The 15,565-nt window shown below is 37.1% G+C and carries 18 protein-coding genes and 1 tRNA gene; 16 read left to right on the forward strand and 3 right to left on the reverse strand.

Annotated elements, in window-relative coordinates; all coding sequences use genetic code 11:
• Positions 1-58 precede the first annotated feature (58 nt).
• Positions 59-472, reverse strand: a complete 414-nt coding sequence (locus tag R6U77_RS12630) for a YslB family protein (RefSeq protein ID WP_293926248.1) — start codon at positions 470-472, stop codon at positions 59-61.
• Positions 473-741: 269 nt separating this feature from the next.
• On the opposite strand from R6U77_RS12630, the gene R6U77_RS12635 reads away from it, so the two are divergent.
• The 14 genes from R6U77_RS12635 (at position 742) to R6U77_RS12700 (ending at position 11,898) form a co-directional block, all read left to right on the forward strand.
• Positions 742-1,356, forward strand: coding sequence for a succinate dehydrogenase cytochrome b558 subunit (locus R6U77_RS12635; RefSeq protein WP_293926251.1), 615 nt, complete (start codon positions 742-744; stop codon positions 1,354-1,356).
• 41 nt (positions 1,357-1,397) lie between these two features.
• Entirely contained in the window at positions 1,398-3,155 is a 1,758-nt protein-coding gene (gene sdhA, locus R6U77_RS12640; protein ID WP_293926254.1) for a succinate dehydrogenase flavoprotein subunit, read from the forward strand.
• A 2-nt stretch (positions 3,156-3,157) separates the two neighbouring features.
• Positions 3,158-3,934: a succinate dehydrogenase iron-sulfur subunit gene (sdhB, locus tag R6U77_RS12645; RefSeq protein ID WP_293926257.1), complete on the forward strand. Its 777-nt coding sequence runs from the start codon at positions 3,158-3,160 to the stop codon at positions 3,932-3,934.
• Positions 3,935-4,169: 235 nt separating this feature from the next.
• Entirely contained in the window at positions 4,170-4,616 is a 447-nt protein-coding gene (locus R6U77_RS12650) for an acyl-CoA thioesterase (protein ID WP_293926260.1), read from the forward strand.
• Between the two features lie 70 nt (positions 4,617-4,686).
• Positions 4,687-4,914: a helix-turn-helix domain-containing protein gene (locus tag R6U77_RS12655; RefSeq protein WP_107840794.1), complete on the forward strand. Its 228-nt coding sequence runs from the start codon at positions 4,687-4,689 to the stop codon at positions 4,912-4,914.
• A gap of 67 nt (positions 4,915-4,981) precedes the next feature.
• Complete coding sequence (locus tag R6U77_RS12660; RefSeq protein ID WP_293926265.1) at positions 4,982-5,425, forward strand: MarR family winged helix-turn-helix transcriptional regulator; 444 nt, start codon at positions 4,982-4,984, stop codon at positions 5,423-5,425.
• A gap of 16 nt (positions 5,426-5,441) precedes the next feature.
• Entirely contained in the window at positions 5,442-6,236 is a 795-nt protein-coding gene (gene racE / locus R6U77_RS12665) for a glutamate racemase (protein WP_319835901.1), read from the forward strand.
• A gap of 106 nt (positions 6,237-6,342) precedes the next feature.
• Positions 6,343-7,098, forward strand: coding sequence for a ribonuclease PH (gene rph, locus R6U77_RS12670; RefSeq protein ID WP_319835902.1), 756 nt, complete (start codon positions 6,343-6,345; stop codon positions 7,096-7,098).
• A 6-nt stretch (positions 7,099-7,104) separates the two neighbouring features.
• Positions 7,105-7,698, forward strand: a complete 594-nt coding sequence (locus R6U77_RS12675; RefSeq protein WP_293926273.1) for an XTP/dITP diphosphatase — start codon at positions 7,105-7,107, stop codon at positions 7,696-7,698.
• A 25-nt stretch (positions 7,699-7,723) separates the two neighbouring features.
• On the forward strand, positions 7,724-8,230 hold the full coding sequence (locus R6U77_RS12680) for a metallophosphoesterase (RefSeq protein WP_319835903.1): 507 nt from the start codon (positions 7,724-7,726) through the stop codon (positions 8,228-8,230).
• Between the two features lie 83 nt (positions 8,231-8,313).
• Positions 8,314-8,387 (forward strand) — tRNA-Arg (locus R6U77_RS12685).
• Between the two features lie 132 nt (positions 8,388-8,519).
• Positions 8,520-9,506, forward strand: coding sequence for a tyrosine-type recombinase/integrase (locus tag R6U77_RS12690; protein ID WP_319835904.1), 987 nt, complete (start codon positions 8,520-8,522; stop codon positions 9,504-9,506).
• Positions 9,507-9,517: 11 nt separating this feature from the next.
• Entirely contained in the window at positions 9,518-9,946 is a 429-nt protein-coding gene (locus tag R6U77_RS12695) for a hypothetical protein (protein ID WP_319835905.1), read from the forward strand.
• Positions 9,947-10,416: 470 nt separating this feature from the next.
• Positions 10,417-11,898: a DEAD/DEAH box helicase gene (locus R6U77_RS12700; RefSeq protein WP_319835906.1), complete on the forward strand. Its 1,482-nt coding sequence runs from the start codon at positions 10,417-10,419 to the stop codon at positions 11,896-11,898.
• 874 nt (positions 11,899-12,772) lie between these two features.
• On the opposite strand, the gene R6U77_RS12705 is transcribed toward R6U77_RS12700, so the two are convergent.
• Positions 12,773-13,102 carry a helix-turn-helix domain-containing protein gene (locus tag R6U77_RS12705; protein WP_319835907.1) on the reverse strand — a complete coding sequence of 110 codons (330 nt, stop codon included), beginning with the start codon at positions 13,100-13,102 and terminating at the stop codon, positions 12,773-12,775.
• A 139-nt stretch (positions 13,103-13,241) separates the two neighbouring features.
• Between R6U77_RS12705 and R6U77_RS12710 the strand changes: the two genes are divergently transcribed.
• Positions 13,242-13,418 (forward strand): hypothetical protein, encoded by a 177-nt coding sequence (locus R6U77_RS12710; RefSeq protein WP_319835908.1) that lies wholly within the window; start codon positions 13,242-13,244, stop codon positions 13,416-13,418.
• Between the two features lie 16 nt (positions 13,419-13,434).
• Positions 13,435-14,238: a hypothetical protein gene (locus tag R6U77_RS12715; RefSeq protein WP_319835909.1), complete on the forward strand. Its 804-nt coding sequence runs from the start codon at positions 13,435-13,437 to the stop codon at positions 14,236-14,238.
• A gap of 424 nt (positions 14,239-14,662) precedes the next feature.
• On the opposite strand, the gene R6U77_RS12720 is transcribed toward R6U77_RS12715, so the two are convergent.
• Positions 14,663-15,436 (reverse strand): hypothetical protein, encoded by a 774-nt coding sequence (locus tag R6U77_RS12720; protein WP_319835910.1) that lies wholly within the window; start codon positions 15,434-15,436, stop codon positions 14,663-14,665.
• Between the last annotated feature and the right edge of the window lie 129 nt (positions 15,437-15,565).

The following is a 15,565-nucleotide window of genomic DNA, read 5'->3' on the forward strand; positions in this document are numbered from 1 at the left end:
TCAACCAACATAAAAGGCTAGCTTGAAAAAGAATATTTTCCAAGCTAGCCTTCTTTATTTATATCTTTTCCTTCAAATCTGTTTTTAAATGAAACTCAACATATTGCTTTTTGCTATTTTTTTCGTCATAGCATTCTGTTAAATAACCTAGCTGATGCTGCATTTGCTGTGCTAAAAAGCCTGCTTCAAGGCGGAAGCAGCGGCTATCAAATTTTAAAATGTCTGAATCACCAGTCAATAAATATGTACGGCTATCTTTTGTTTCTTTTTCTAATGTTAATGCACCCCAGCCAGCCTCTTTGAAAAATGTAGCTGCTTCTTCCATTGAAAACAGGGGGAATTTTCTTGCGATGTCTTTGCCTGCCCAATAGAGCACATCTCCTTCGTGTTTTCCTAAAATTGAGGACAGTACATAATCGCGTAGTATTTCATAGCCAAACGTTGGAATCGTCTTTGTATTACCGCTTTCCATAGGTAAAAACCTCTTTCTAAAATTTCTTCTATATTGTTTAAATTTGCAAAAAATAGATATTACGCAAGAAAAATGCGCATGAAGTAGCGAAAAAAACGCTTAAAGAGCGACATGAATTATCGTAAGCTACCTTGACGCTCTAGTAGGTTGAGAGTACAATGGACATGTCATAATATTGTACCATGATGAAATTCGCAGTCAACGGACAACGTTTACAATTTCGTGACGGCTTGGCTAGCGTATTTTAAGTACTAAGGGGGGTAACAGTCTTGTCAAAAGATCGTGAGTTTTTATGGCGCCGCTTACATTCTCTATTAGGGATTATTCCAGTAGGTCTGTTCTTGGTGTTCCACTTATCTTTGAACTTCACTGCAGTTGGTGGTGAAGAAGCTTACAATAGCGCAACTGGAATGATGGAGTTAGTTCCACATGCACTATTATTAGTAATGGAATGGGTAATCATTTATATTCCATTAATGTTCCATGCTTTCTACGGAGTGTATATCGCATTTACAGCAACAAATAATACTTCACGCTTTAGCACTTTCCGTAACTGGGCATTCCGTCTTCAACGTATGACAGGGATTTTCCTAGTAGTCTTCATCGCATGGCATATTTTCCAAACGCGTATCCAAAAGGCGCTTGGTGCGGAAGTCAACTTCGATATGATGGAGCAAATCGTTGCATCACCGTGGATGCTTGGGTTCTATATCGTAGGTATTTTATCTGCAACATTCCACTTAGCAAACGGTATTTGGGCATTTTTAGTGAGCTGGGGTATTACACAATCTCCAAAGTCACAACAAATTGCCACATATGTAACGATGGTCATCTTTGTTATTCTAAGCATTATGGGCGTAGCAGCTATCGTATCATTCGTTTAAGAGAGAAGTTTTAGTTAAAGAAAGAGGAGTGAGAAGAAATCATGGCAAAAAGCAAAATCATCGTTGTTGGTGGCGGGTTAGCCGGTTTAATGGCAACGATTAAAGCAGCCGAGGCAGGCACTCAAGTTGAATTATTCTCATTAGTTCCAGTTAAACGCTCACACTCTGTTTGTGCGCAGGGCGGAATTAATGGTGCAGTAAATACAAAAGGTGAAGGAGATTCTCCGTGGATTCACTTTGATGATACAGTATATGGTGGGGACTTCTTAGCAAACCAACCACCAGTAAAAGCGATGTGTGATGCGGCACCTGGTATTATCCACTTAATGGACCGTATGGGTGTAATGTTCAACCGTACACCAGAAGGCTTACTTGACTTCCGTCGTTTCGGTGGTACATTAATGCACCGTACAGCATTTGCTGGTGCAACGACTGGTCAACAATTACTTTACGCATTAGACGAGCAAGTTCGTGCACACGAAGTAGCTGGTTTAGTAACAAAATATGAGCACTGGGAATTCCTTGGTGCGGTGCTTGATGACGACGGCGTATGTCGCGGTATCGTAGCGCAAGACTTAGTAAAAGAAGAAATCCGCGCGTTCCGCGGTGATGCTGTTATTATGGCAACTGGTGGTCCTGGTATTATCTTCGGTAAAACAACAAACTCTGTTATTAACACAGGTTCTGCGGCTTCAATCGTTTACCAACAAGGTGCTTCATATGCAAACGGTGAATTTATTCAAATCCACCCAACAGCGATTCCTGGCGATGATAAAAACCGCTTAATGTCTGAATCTGCTCGTGGTGAAGGTGGACGTGTTTGGACTTATAAAGATGGTAAGCCTTGGTACTTCCTAGAAGAAAAATATCCAGCATATGGTAACCTAGTACCACGTGATATTGCAACACGTGAAATTTTTGATGTGTGCGTTAACCAAAAGCTTGGTATTAACGGCGAAAACATGGTGTATCTAGACCTTTCTCATAAAGATCCACATGAGTTAGATATTAAGCTTGGTGGTATCATTGAAATTTACGAGAAATTCGTAGGGGATGACCCACGCAAATTACCAATGAAAATCTTCCCAGCAGTTCACTATTCAATGGGTGGCTTATGGGTAGACTACGATCAAATGACAGAAATTCCTGGCTTATTTGCAGCTGGTGAATGTGACTTCTCACAACATGGTGCAAACCGTTTAGGTGCGAACTCACTATTATCAGCAATTTACGGTGGTATGGTTGCAGGACCAAATGCTGTAGAATATGTAAAAGGTCTGAAAAAGCATGCGGAAGATTTACCAGAAACAATCTACGATGCACGTGTAAAAGAAGAAACAGAGAAGTGGGAAGCAATCCTGAAAATGGATGGCACAGAAAATGCCTACTTATTGCATAAAGAGCTTGGTGAGTGGATGACTGACAACATGACAGTTGTACGTCATAACGATCGCTTGGAAAAAACTTACGAGAAATTAACAGAGCTACAACAACGTTGGGAAAAAATCAACATTCATGACACACAAAAATGGTCAAACCAAGGTGCTCACTTTACTCGTCAGTTAAAAAACATGCTTTACCTTGCAAAAGTAATGACAAAAGGTGCGTTACTGCGTAATGAATCACGCGGTGCTCACTACAAACCTGATTTCCCGAACCGTGACGATGAGAACTTCTTAAAAACAACAATGGCGAAATTTGACCCAGCTACTGGTGAACCAATTATTTCGTATGGAGAAGTTGACGTTTCATTAATTCCGCCACGTACTCGCGACTATTCTTCGAAAGGGGATAATTAATAATGGAAGCAGTAAACACTGGCAAAACAGTTGAATTGATTATTGTCCGTCAAGATACGGAAAATGGTCCAACACGTGAAGAGAAATTTAGCGTACCTTACCGTCCAGGTATGAACGTAATTTCGGCATTAATGCATATTCAAAGATACCCTGTAACAGCTGATGGAAAAGAAACAACACCTGTTACTTGGGATATGAACTGCTTAGAGGAAGTTTGTGGTGCATGTTCGATGGTTATTAACGGTCGTCCACAGCAATCTTGCTCGGCATTAGTTGATAAATTAACGCAACCAATTCGTTTAGAGCCAATGAAAACTTTCCCTGTTGTTCGTGACTTACAGGTTGACCGTAGCCGTATGTTCAACGCCTTGAAAAAGGTAAAAGCATGGGTGCCAATCGATGGTACGTATGACTTAGGTGAAGGTCCACGTATGCCAGAGCGCAAACGTCAATGGGCTTACGAATTATCAAAATGTATGACATGTGGTGTATGTATGGAAGCATGTCCAAACGTATCTGAAAAAGCTTCGTTTATCGGACCAGCACCATTATCACAAGTTCGCTTATTCAACACACACCCAACAGGTGCAATGAATAAAGATGAGCGTTTAGCTGCAATTATGGGCGATGGCGGTTTAGCAAACTGCGGTAACTCACAAAACTGTGTAGCTGCATGTCCAAAAGGTATTCCTTTAACAACTTCAATCGCTGCACTTAACCGTGCTGCGACTGTACAAATGTTCAAGAACTTCTTCGGTTCTGACCATATGGTAGACTAATAAGGAGCCATCCGAAAGCATAAGTGCTTTTGGATGGTTTTTTAATGTGTAGAAAGCTACAGTCGACAAAATAAAAATCAATTCTTTAAAAAAAACACAGTGCTTAGCTAGGGCAAAGGAAAACAGCAATACCATGTGCCATTTTGCATGTCAGTTTCAACTTATAGTGATTACTATATTCTTCAATTTTTTATGCTATAATGAATAGGTATTCATTATACAAGGGGGAGTTTTTATGCGAGCAGTATATATTGATAACGCAGAGCAGTGGATGGAGGAATTCCGATTTTCGGTAGAAGTAAAGGTACGTTTTAGTGAGACGGATATGTATGGACATTTAAATAATACGGTGCCATTTACTTATTTTGAAATGGCACGTATCGAATATTTACAATCGCTTGGCTTAATGGCTGATTGGGTTTCACCAAATAGTGAAACAATTCCTGTCGTTGCTGATTTGCAATGTGATTTTTTACAGCAAGTATTTTTCGATGAGCGCTTGCGAATTTTTGTGAAGGCTGCAAAAGTAGGCTCCAGCTCTGTTGATGTTCACTATTTAGCCAAAAATGAAAAAGGTGTGCCAGTGTTTACAGGACGAGGTACTATTGTACAAATAAACCGTCAAACTGGCAGAGCACAAGCATGGACAGACCATACCAAAAAACTAATGCTGACAAAGTAGTGAAATCGCCCTCACCGTAATGCTCCTGTTCACATATTTTACAAAGAACAGGATAGGAGGGTGTTATAACATGGGGAACTCACAATCACGCTTATTATTAACGAAACGAGAGCGTGAAATATTTCAACTATTAATTGAAGACTATTCGACAAAGGAAATTTCAGAGAAGCTTGCTATTAGCGAAAAAACAGTTCGCAATCATATTTCCAATACGATACAAAAATTGGGTGTTTCAAGTAGAACACAAGCATTAATCGAGCTGTTACGCTTACAAGAATTGAAGTTAAACGGAACGTAAGCTTGCTATTTTCCTCAAAAAACCTCAAAATAGAGCTATGAATTGTTGTTAGGAGTGATCTTGTAATATGCATAATAATGAAAAACACAGTGCTGACTCTATAGCGACTATAGAAAAAGAACTACGCTTTATTTCACACTTGGTGAAGCAAAAAGGTCGCGAAATTTTAAGTAACTATACAATAACACCTCCGCAGTTTGTAGCACTACAATGGTTGGGAGAAGCAGGCGATATGACGATTGGTGATTTATCCACTAAAATGTATTTAGCTTTTAGCACGACAACAGATTTAGTTGATCGTATGGAGAAAGCCCAGCTTGTACAACGTGTTCGCGATGAACAAGACCGACGTGTTGTGCGCATTCATTTACTGCCTGAGGGAGAGCGAATTATTCAAGAAGTAATTGAGCAACGTCGCCATTATTTGCGCAATATCATGGAAGATTTTGATGTAGAAGAAGCGACAGATTTAGTGCGACTTTTAAGAAAACTACATGTACAAATGAAATAGGATTGAGGCGGTTTATATGGATGCCCCTATCGGTGTCATTGATTCAGGCGTTGGTGGGCTGACAGTTGCAAAGGCGATGATGAGGCTTCTCCCAAATGAAAGCATATACTATATTGGCGATACGGCTAGATGTCCATACGGGCCAAGGACAGAACAAGAGGTACGTCAATTTACGTGGCAAATGGCAAAAGCTTTAGAAAAAATGAATATTAAAATGCTAGTCGTTGCTTGTAACACAGCAACAGCGGTTGCTTTAGAAAGCCTGCAAAGAAAACTATCAATACCTGTTATTGGTGTTATCAATGCTGGTGCACGTGCTGCCATTAAACGAACGAAGCGCAATGAGGTGGCTGTCCTCGCTACTGCAGGCACCATAAAAAGTGCTGCCTATGAAAAAGCATTGCACTCATTGTCAACAAAAGTGAAAGTTATGCCACTCGCTTGCCCGACATTTGTACCGCTTGTGGAGAGTGGTGAGTATGAGGGTCAATTTTCTTATGATTTAGTAGCGGACGGTTTAAAGCCGCTGAAGGATGTAAGCTTCGATACAGTGATTTTAGGCTGTACACATTACCCAATTATCCAAAAGCAAATAGAGGCGGCAGTAGGGGCAGGTATACATGTTGTATCATCAGCAGAAGAAACCGCATATCATGTGCTGGAAACTTTAACTTATACGAATCAATTGCGTACAAATAAACTGGCGCCACAGCATGTTTTTTTTGCGTCAGGCTCTGTACCTATTTTTCGTTCCATTGCTGAAAGATGGCTAGAGCAGCCAAATTTAAATATTCAACGCATTGCGTTTTAATACAAAAGCTAAGGCAGTCTGAAAAGGTAGTATCTTTTCGGGCTGCCCCTTTTTTGCGTACATAATATATGATAAGATTAGTGCGCGAATAAAAAGGAGGATTTTCATGATTAGACATGACGAAAGGGCAGTACATGAGCTGCGCCCAATTCATATCGATACAAATTATTTACTACATCCAGAAGGCTCTGTCCTTATTACAGTAGGCAATACAAAGGTCATTTGTACAGCGACAATAGAGGAGAAGGTTCCGGGCTTTTTAAGAGGGCAAGGCAAAGGCTGGATTACGGCTGAATATTCGATGCTTCCTAGAGCCACAGCACAGCGTACACAGCGCGAATCAGCGCGCGGTAAGATAAATGGTCGGACGATGGAAATACAGCGCCTAATCGGGCGTGCATTGCGTGCTGTTGTCGATTTAGAAGCATTAGGCGAGAAAACAGTATGGATTGACTGTGATGTCATTCAGGCGGATGGTGGTACACGTACAGCCTCCATTACAGGTGCTTTTGTCGCAATGGCACAAGCAATTGCCAAGCTAGGTGAAGAAAAGTCATTTGACACGTTTCCCATCATCGATTATTTAGCTGCAACGAGCGTCGGGATTGTCGAAGAGATTGGCGCTGTAGTAGACTTAAACTATGTAGAAGATGTGGCAGCACTCGTAGACATGAATATTGTCATGACAGGTGCAGGTCGCTTTGTTGAAGTACAAGGCACTGGTGAAGAGGCAACATTTTCTCGTCAAGAATTAAATGAGCTATTAGCGTTAGGTGAAGCGGGGATTCAACAATTAATCGTGCACCAAAAACAAGCATTAGGCGCTGTAGCGGCAATGATTGATGCGAGAAAGGAAGCGTAAGCACATATGACGAAACAAGTAGTAATTGCAACAAAAAATAAAGGCAAGGCGAAGGATTTTGAAGCACTATTCACACCGCTTGGCTATGAGGTTGTTACAATGTTTGATGTAGCACCTGATATGGAAATTGAGGAAACAGGTACAACATTTGAGGAAAATGCAATTTTAAAGGCAGAGGCATTAGCAGAAGCCTTACAAATGCTTGTTATTGCAGATGATAGCGGCTTAGCGATTGACGCATTGAACGGCGAGCCAGGCGTTTATTCAGCACGCTATGCAGGCGATCATGATGACGAGGCAAATATCATCAAAGTATTAGAAAAGCTTCAAGGTGTACCAGAAGAACAGCGTACAGCACGCTTCTGTTGTGCGTTAGCAGTAGCAGGTCCACAATTAGAAACATATACAGTGTTTGGCACGTGTGAAGGGGTTATTTTGGAGGACAAGCGCGGTACAAATGGCTTCGGCTATGATCCAATCTTTTACGTACCACAATTACAGCGTGCAATGGCTGAGCTTTCTCCAGAAGAAAAAGGCGCCATTTCACACCGTGGTAACGCCATTCGCAAATTAGCGGATGTACTTCCAACGTTAATTTAATTGACATGACAAGGGGGCAGCAAATATGAAAATACTAGTAATGAGCGACACGCATGGCGATGCGGAAGTGATTCGCCTCGTGCGCAGCCAGCAGGAAGATAGCGATATTGTTATTCATTGTGGTGACAGTGAGTTATCATATGACCATCCAAATTTAGCAGATGTCGTCCGTGTGCGCGGCAATTGTGATTATACAGACAATCGCTTTCCCGATGAAGATGTCATCATTCATGGTCATGTAAAAATATACGTTACACACGGCCATTTATTTCAAGTGAAGTCATCCTTACTAGCATTATCGTACCGTGCGAAGGAGCTAGGTGCCAATATTTGCTGCTTCGGTCATTCACACGTACTTGGTGCTGAAATGATTGATGATATCCTATTCATCAACCCAGGCAGCCTATTAATGCCAAGAGGGCGCCGTGAGCAAAGCTATGTCGTCCTAACGGTTGAACAGGAAGCATATAAAGTCGAATGCTTTACACGCCAAGGTGAGCTATTTGAAACACTGCATTTTAATCGCCACTAATTTTTAAAATTGTGTTGACTTTATAACGCTTTATTCATATAATAAATATTGTCTTTAATACCAATTGCGTTATTAAAGCAACTGTCTCCATAGCTCAGCTGGATAGAGCACGGGCCTTCTAAGCTCGCGGTCGTAGGTTCGAATCCTACTGGGGACGTAAATAGGTCGAACAGAAAAGCCTATAATATAGGCAATTAAAAGCATCTTACTCAATATAGATTAAACTACAACAATCGGTCATCTTGCTGATTAGTATAGTCAATCTATAGAGGGTGAGGTGCTTTTTTCTATGACGAAAAAGAAAGGGATATTTGATATTAATTTAGCGAATCAGTTTATTTCATCTACAAATTCAGTTAAAAAGAAGGAAGAGAAAAGAGAAGGCGTTACAATGGAACAAGCTTTAAGCACTATACTAAGACAAATGGAAGTAGAAGGCTGTAGAGAACGAACATTGTATGATTATCGAACAATTACAATCAATTTTATGCACAATACAGATGCAGTTTATCTTGATGATATTACAGAAACGGTTATTCGAGATTGGTTAGGCACAATGAAGGTTAAAAACTCTACTCGCTTAACACGTTTAAAGTGCTTTAAAGCCTTTTTATCACGTTGCTATGATAATGGGTGGATTAAGTTTAAATATTGGAAAAACATTAAAATACGAGTTGATACAGCTATTAAAGAAGGGGCTACAGATGATGAAGTAAATCTTTTATTATCTGTACTAGATTACTCTAAATTTTTAGATTTAAGAAATGCATGTGCTATTTTGTTAATGTATCGAGCAGGCTTGCGAATTGGAACTATCTCACTTATGCGTGAACGTCATATTGACTTTGAAAATATGCAGTTAAAGCTAGATGGTGACGTAATGAAGAATCACAAAGGCTTAATACTTCCAATTGATAAGCAACTTGCTTATTTACTAACTGTATTAATTAATCAAAATGAAGCAATAAGACGTGAATACAGCCAAGACAACGATTTACTGTTTATAACAATGAAAGGTACTTCTACTATTAATTCAATTACTTCTAATTCTATTAAACAGCAATTGTATAAATATACTAAGCAGTTTGGTATTAAAAATATTAATCCACATGCATTAAGGCGTGGCTTTGCATCTAATTTGTATAAGAAAAGCAATGACATATTATTAGTATCAAAGGCTTTAGGTCATGCAGATTTATCTGTAACAACTAAGTATTTACATGCAGACTTGCAGAATGTTGCAGATGACGTTAGAAAGTATTTTGAGTTTAATTAGGAGGGCTTACAATGTCAAAAATCATCAATACAGCAAACTATGGTTTATATGAGCTTCATGCTCGCTACAATGCCAAACATAATGTAGCTACATTTGATAAATATGCAGTCTATAGGAATCAACCGCCATTTAGAATGGGGTCAATTGAGCTAACGAAAGAAGATTTACATTTTATGCTCAAATATTTTTATGATGTAGACTTGGAATTAGAACAAATAAAGAAAGGGAAACGAATGATGATAGATTACAAAGTTACTTTTTCAGTGGCTCATGATTTTGAAGGGGTCAATGAGTTAACAACAGCGCAGGGGAATATTGATAGTATTGTGATTACAACAAGTGATGGTCAGACAATGGTGTTAAATGATGTGGAGAGCTTTGAGATTGTGGAAGCAGTCAAGGTTGATATAGATGAAGATAAAGACCAAAGGCTAATATAGATAAGTCAAAACACGCTAATCTTTTAAGAGATGGCGTGTTTTTGTTATGGGAGATTTGAATACTCTTGGAGAGTAGGCTAAATAGTTATTTACATCAAATATAAAATCAATCGAGGTAATTGGTATTTTTGGTTGAAAGGCTTTCAATTTATAATAATTTGATGTATAATAATAGCAATATGATTTTTTTAGACACTTACAGCAAACAGACGTTCTTTTAATAGAGCATGTGTCTAGTACAAATAAATAATAAAATGTGAAAAATCAGCCTAGCTAATGGGTTATTTGTTATACATATTTATTTGAGTTGTACTAGGGCTTCTATTATTGTTACGTGTCTATTAGGATAACAATGATGATTAGGAAGCACTTTTAAACATTTGTTTAAGAGTGCTTTTGTTTTGGTTTTGAATAGGTATTGTCAAATAGCCTTTTAGTGTAGCGGTTGTTACACAAAGGAGACAAAGGAAATGAAAGTAACAGATTTTATTGGAAACAAGTATAAGAGTTGGAGCGCAGGTGATATGGTCAGTATCGCTAGTGGAACAGGAAGTGGGAAAAGCTACTTTGTTCAAAATGTTCTAGCTGAATATGCTAAACAAAATGGTGAGCTAATTTTATATCTTGTTCCAAGAAAAAAGCTAAAAGAGCAGATTGAAGCTAAACTTAAAAAAGAAGGAATAACAAATATTACTGTTAAAATGTATCAAACTGTTGAAGCTAAGTGTAATAATCATGGAAATAATAATGGTTGGCTAGAAGTTTACAAATACATTGTTTGTGATGAATCACACTACTTTACTAATGACGCAAATTTCAATGATTATACAGACATGTCGTTGAAACATCTTTTATCAACCTCTCATGCAATCACGCTGTTTTTAAGTGCTACAGGTGAAACATTACTAAACTATGTTAAGCGCTTTTACAAAGAGAGAAAGCTCATTAAATACCCTGATGAATACCCTTTAAGTCAAGACTATGGTTTTGTTGGTAACCTTTCAGCTTATCAATCTGACGAGCAATTATACAAGGCTATGGATTGGTTGCTTAAAAACAATTATAAAACAATGGTTTTTATTCAAAGTGACAGAAGGGCATATCAACTTTTCAAAAAATATGAGCAACACGCTACATTTGTCTGTGGGGTAAATAGTGATTACGTTGAGTTTGTTGATAATGAAAAGGTTGATACAATTGTCAATGAAGAAAGGTTTGAAACGCTTTTTTTGATTGCTACCTCTGCACTTGATGTTGGTGTAAACATTGTAGATTTAGATGTACAACACATTATTATTGATATGCTTGATACAGACACATTCCTTCAATGTCTTGGGAGGAAACGCTTATCCGATGAAGTTGAGGAAAAAGTAAGACTTCTATTTAAAAATTATTCTAACATACAATTAGGTGGTTATATATCTAAGGAAGCCGAAAGAGTTAAATCAGGCAAACTGTTCTATGGAACTGTCAAATCAACCAAAGGTAAGCATACGAAATTGAGTGACATTTTTTACATTGACAGCTCAGGTAATGTGAAAGTTAATAACATGAAGTATGTTAAAGCAGCAGTAAATTTAATAAGTTATCAAAAGTATGTACAGAAGCCAAATGGGTATCTTGAAGAGATTAAATCCCTCATGGATTATCAAGAAAAGATATATATTCGAGATTATCTTGAGGATAAAAATGCTAAGTTAGCAATACTAGAAGAAAATATTGACAATAAGTTTTCTTCTGAGGAAGCCAAAGAACTTTTGGAGAAATTATTTTTGAAAAATAGCAAGACTAAAAAGGTAATAAAGAGTATCTCGACAGCTAACAGAGAGATGGTTATTTTAGGTTATCCTTATGAATTTATTGAATCCAAAGAATATATTATAGATTCTAATGGACAGAAAAAACAGCGCAGAATCTACACCTTGCATCGTGTAAGACAGAATAGTCTATAAGCTATATATAGCCTTAGGACTGTTTTGTCTTGCAATAGAAAAAGTGATATGTAAAACGGTTTTTGCTTCGAAGAAGCGAAAACCAACAAGTGTTGAGTTCGTTATTTTTTAAACATGAGCGGAGGGAGCGGAAGCGACTAAAGCCATGTTTAAACAATAACAACTCGACACGCTGTTAGGAAAAGTAGTTTATTAACAAAAGATAATGGAAATCATAAAAGAGAAAGAGTTGCTTATGGCTATCATGTTTGCTTCCAATGAAATTGAACGTACTACAGCAATTAATGAGCATCTTCTTAAAGGGAAGTAGTATAATAGTTGACCTGTTTTTCATACTTTTTAGACCGAAGGTTACGTTCAGGTACAACACTCTACTTAGTTTATTAATATATTATTATATTAAATTAAGATATATAAATACACTAAGTAGATAGGCATACCTGAACGTAACCTTCACTATTTTATGTTTAAGCCTTATTCAGTTTGGCTGTAGTGAGCCTTGGGAGGTAAAAAAACTACCATCTCACAATAGCATGAAAATCACATACCCTCTAAAAGCGATTCTAAGGGTTCTTAAAGGTGAGGTAGAGAGAACTTCTCAATCGGACTGACTGACCTTTGATGGTTTAAGACCTTGTTACCTGTGGTGTGCTTTTTATATTTCACCTTTTCAGAACGCTCTCAGGGTGGTTATCAGAGCTGAAACAACTGTCTCAAAGGAAGTAGTGTCAATTGAGTGGCACAGACAAGCCCGTAAGCAATGATAAGCATGTGTTGGTAACAATTAAAACGCTCAGGTCGTTCACAGAGCCTGTATGAGCGTTTAGACATGACATATTGAGTATATAGGCAGAGCTATCAACAAAGGATATTTCTACTTCTTATTTTGGATTTTCAATAGTTCATCAATCTGCTTTAAAACAAATTCTTGATAATCAGGATTCAGTTCTTTGAAAACATTCATTGCCATTTCAAACTTAGTATCAGCGGGATTTTTGAACATATCGCCTTCCCCATTTTTTAACCAATTTTCATTCACATTAAAAGTAGAACAAATAAGCTTTATAAGGCGGTCATTTACTTTTCGATTTCCTAATTCTATGCCTGCTATGTAACCATTGGATATTGCGATAGCTGTAGCAAACTTTGCTTGTGACAAATTTAAAGCTAATCTAATTTCCTTAACACGTTGATTGGTAGACAATACATATCACCTCTTTATTGATGAATTCAAAATATCATATTTTCGCTTACAATGAAAGTGATTGAAGTATAAATGTAGTTGAAATACTCACTTGGTGAATATATAATGCTATCATAGCGAGTTTTAGAGGAGGGTGATTATGGAGAGGGAAGACAAGTATAAGCAATTAGAGATAGGCTTTAAAAAACTAAATGATGAAGGTAAAAACTACATACTAGGAATTATGCAGGCGCTTGAGTTTGCTCAATCTAATCAAGTGGCTGATGGAGAAAAATATAAAGAGAATAAACCAATTGAAGATAAAAATTTTGAGTAAGTCAGGTGATTGAATTGTGAGCATTAAAGACGAAGTTAAAGCGGAGCAACAGAGAATATTAAATGAAAAAATGGAACAAAGACAAGTAAATGAAGTAAAGTATAAAGTAGATAAGAAGAAGCTTATCATCATATCGATGGTAATCGTAGGTATTCTTGTGTCTATTTTTGTTGCGACTAGACCTGACGAATATGAAAGAGCAAGAATTAAGGAAGATATTAGAGTAAAAGAGTTAGTTTATAACAATTATAAGAATAATACAAAATACATTATTAATAGTAATACGATTGAAGATAACATTAGTATTATGGATATTTCACATACAGCTATTGTTCATGCGAAGTACCGCCTTGATAATAATTCTGACCAAACTAAAAAAGGAAATGATAAACTGAATGAAGTAATAAAGGGAGCAACAAAAACCCTTAACAATTCCATTCTTATTGTATTAAACAGCGAAAATCTTAGTTATGAAGATTTTAAATCTATTAAATCTACTATCCAAGATGAAGTTGTTAATAGCTATGTCAATGATGAGAATAAAGAACTCTATGACAGTATAAAAGATAAATACTACTATAAAGAAATAGCTGATTCATTGGAAGAATCAAGAAAAGACCAAGACTATCAAAATAATCAATCGAGAAACATACTACAATCAAATTTACAAACAGGAATGTCAGAAAGTGAAGTTAAAAAGTTAGCAGGTTTGCCTAATGATACTTATAAAAATGATGAAGCTTATTTTTGGGTTTATGATGGTGTGGTGCTAACAATGAAAAAAGGATATGTATATGATATAACCTACGAATTAGAGTAGGGGAACTAAAGGATAGAGCGAACTGCTCTATCTTTTTTTGTTGTCATGTCAAAAGCTCACAGTCACGTTGCATGGTGCTTTGATGAAATTATGACATAGGGGGGACTGCTTCAATGGAGCTTCATGTAAGCCATGCTAGAAGGGTTAGAGTGTATTAAAATAGAATGGCAGTTATCACATGCGACACGAGAGGGTTTTATAGCTACTGTGCGCTTGGAACAATCATTCCTTTTGCTCCAAATAGAAGCGGTCTTTTAGTAAAGTAACAGAATCAGCTATTTACAGTAGCAGGAGCAAACAATGGGATAAATGTTAGGGAATCATTGAAGCTTAACGATAGAGTGTTACGATAGCTCATAGCGCAATCGAGAGGAACAGCTAAGGGCTTGTTTTGTTCTCGATTACGCTGTGATTGAACATCCAATTATGAAATAACAGGAATTTCTAGAGAGTTGAAGTAATTAATAACACCATCTAATCCACCTTTTGCCATGTAAGCTTCTGCGTCAGTGCAAGGGTGTTCAGACCTAATCTCTACTAAAGGGTGTACAAAATTTCTATAGTCTCTTAAAACTTGGTCAATTGATTTGGCTCTTTTTTGTGGTAGACAATCTATCTTTTCAGCAACAGTAATCATTTCTGCTAATTTCCAATTTTCTAGTTTTTTCACTATTTTTTGTGCGTTTTCATCTGTGGATTTTGGTGCTGATTTACAATTTAGAGCTTGCTGGTTATATTTTGGGCTACTTAGTTGGTCATACAATATAGCTTCTAAAATACTTCCTGCTAGAATAACAGAACTTTTCCATGCACCATCGGGCATTAGAATATGCACTAATTCTTTATAATCACGTTCAATAATCAATTTTAAGTTGTAATTTTGAATGAAATCAAAGTTTTTAGGCAGTTCTTGATTATGGATAGTACCATAGTTTCTTAATGCATTAGCTATTGTAGTAAATTCATTAATGAAATAGTCAATGTCTGCATAATTGAATCCCGCCTGTTTACTTTGTAATTTAATATTTTGGCGTGCCAAAATAAATTCATATCTATCATTAGGTGCAAAACACAAGGTATCTAATGTATTTAATTCATCAGCAATCATCTCGAAATATGCACGATGAGTAATACCACTTTCTCTTGATTCCATTTTTTTTATGAAGCTTTCAATGAGCTGAATAATATGATTAACCATAATAAACCTCCTAAGGATATTTAATTTTATAATACTATTTTATCGTATTTTTGAGAAATATTATTATTTATTTACTTCTGTTTGCAAAGGCATACCTTTGAGGACAGAATACCTCGATTCGGAAAATGC

Source organism: Lysinibacillus louembei, from assembly GCF_033880585.1.
Taxonomy (GTDB): Bacteria; Bacillota; Bacilli; order Bacillales_A; family Planococcaceae; genus Metasolibacillus; species Metasolibacillus louembei.

Excerpts from the sequence above, each read along its gene's own strand:
- R6U77_RS12660 (WP_293926265.1), top strand. The coding sequence starts at position 4,982 with ATGCATAATAATGAAAAACACAGTGCTGACTCTATAGCGACTATAGAA.
- racE (WP_319835901.1), top strand. The coding sequence starts at position 5,442 with ATGGATGCCCCTATCGGTGTCATTGATTCAGGCGTTGGTGGGCTGACA.
- R6U77_RS12710 (WP_319835908.1), top strand. The coding sequence starts at position 13,242 with ATGGAGAGGGAAGACAAGTATAAGCAATTAGAGATAGGCTTTAAAAAA.
- R6U77_RS12675 (WP_293926273.1), top strand. The coding sequence starts at position 7,105 with ATGACGAAACAAGTAGTAATTGCAACAAAAAATAAAGGCAAGGCGAAG.
- R6U77_RS12690 (WP_319835904.1), top strand. The coding sequence starts at position 8,520 with ATGACGAAAAAGAAAGGGATATTTGATATTAATTTAGCGAATCAGTTT.
- R6U77_RS12720 (WP_319835910.1), bottom strand. The coding sequence starts at position 15,436 with ATGGTTAATCATATTATTCAGCTCATTGAAAGCTTCATAAAAAAAATG.
- rph (WP_319835902.1), top strand. The coding sequence starts at position 6,343 with ATGATTAGACATGACGAAAGGGCAGTACATGAGCTGCGCCCAATTCAT.
- R6U77_RS12630 (WP_293926248.1), bottom strand. The coding sequence starts at position 472 with ATGGAAAGCGGTAATACAAAGACGATTCCAACGTTTGGCTATGAAATA.
- sdhA (WP_293926254.1), top strand. The coding sequence starts at position 1,398 with ATGGCAAAAAGCAAAATCATCGTTGTTGGTGGCGGGTTAGCCGGTTTA.
- R6U77_RS12680 (WP_319835903.1), top strand. The coding sequence starts at position 7,724 with ATGAAAATACTAGTAATGAGCGACACGCATGGCGATGCGGAAGTGATT.
- R6U77_RS12655 (WP_107840794.1), top strand. The coding sequence starts at position 4,687 with ATGGGGAACTCACAATCACGCTTATTATTAACGAAACGAGAGCGTGAA.
- sdhB (WP_293926257.1), top strand. The coding sequence starts at position 3,158 with ATGGAAGCAGTAAACACTGGCAAAACAGTTGAATTGATTATTGTCCGT.
- R6U77_RS12650 (WP_293926260.1), top strand. The coding sequence starts at position 4,170 with ATGCGAGCAGTATATATTGATAACGCAGAGCAGTGGATGGAGGAATTC.
- R6U77_RS12700 (WP_319835906.1), top strand. The coding sequence starts at position 10,417 with ATGAAAGTAACAGATTTTATTGGAAACAAGTATAAGAGTTGGAGCGCA.
- R6U77_RS12695 (WP_319835905.1), top strand. The coding sequence starts at position 9,518 with ATGTCAAAAATCATCAATACAGCAAACTATGGTTTATATGAGCTTCAT.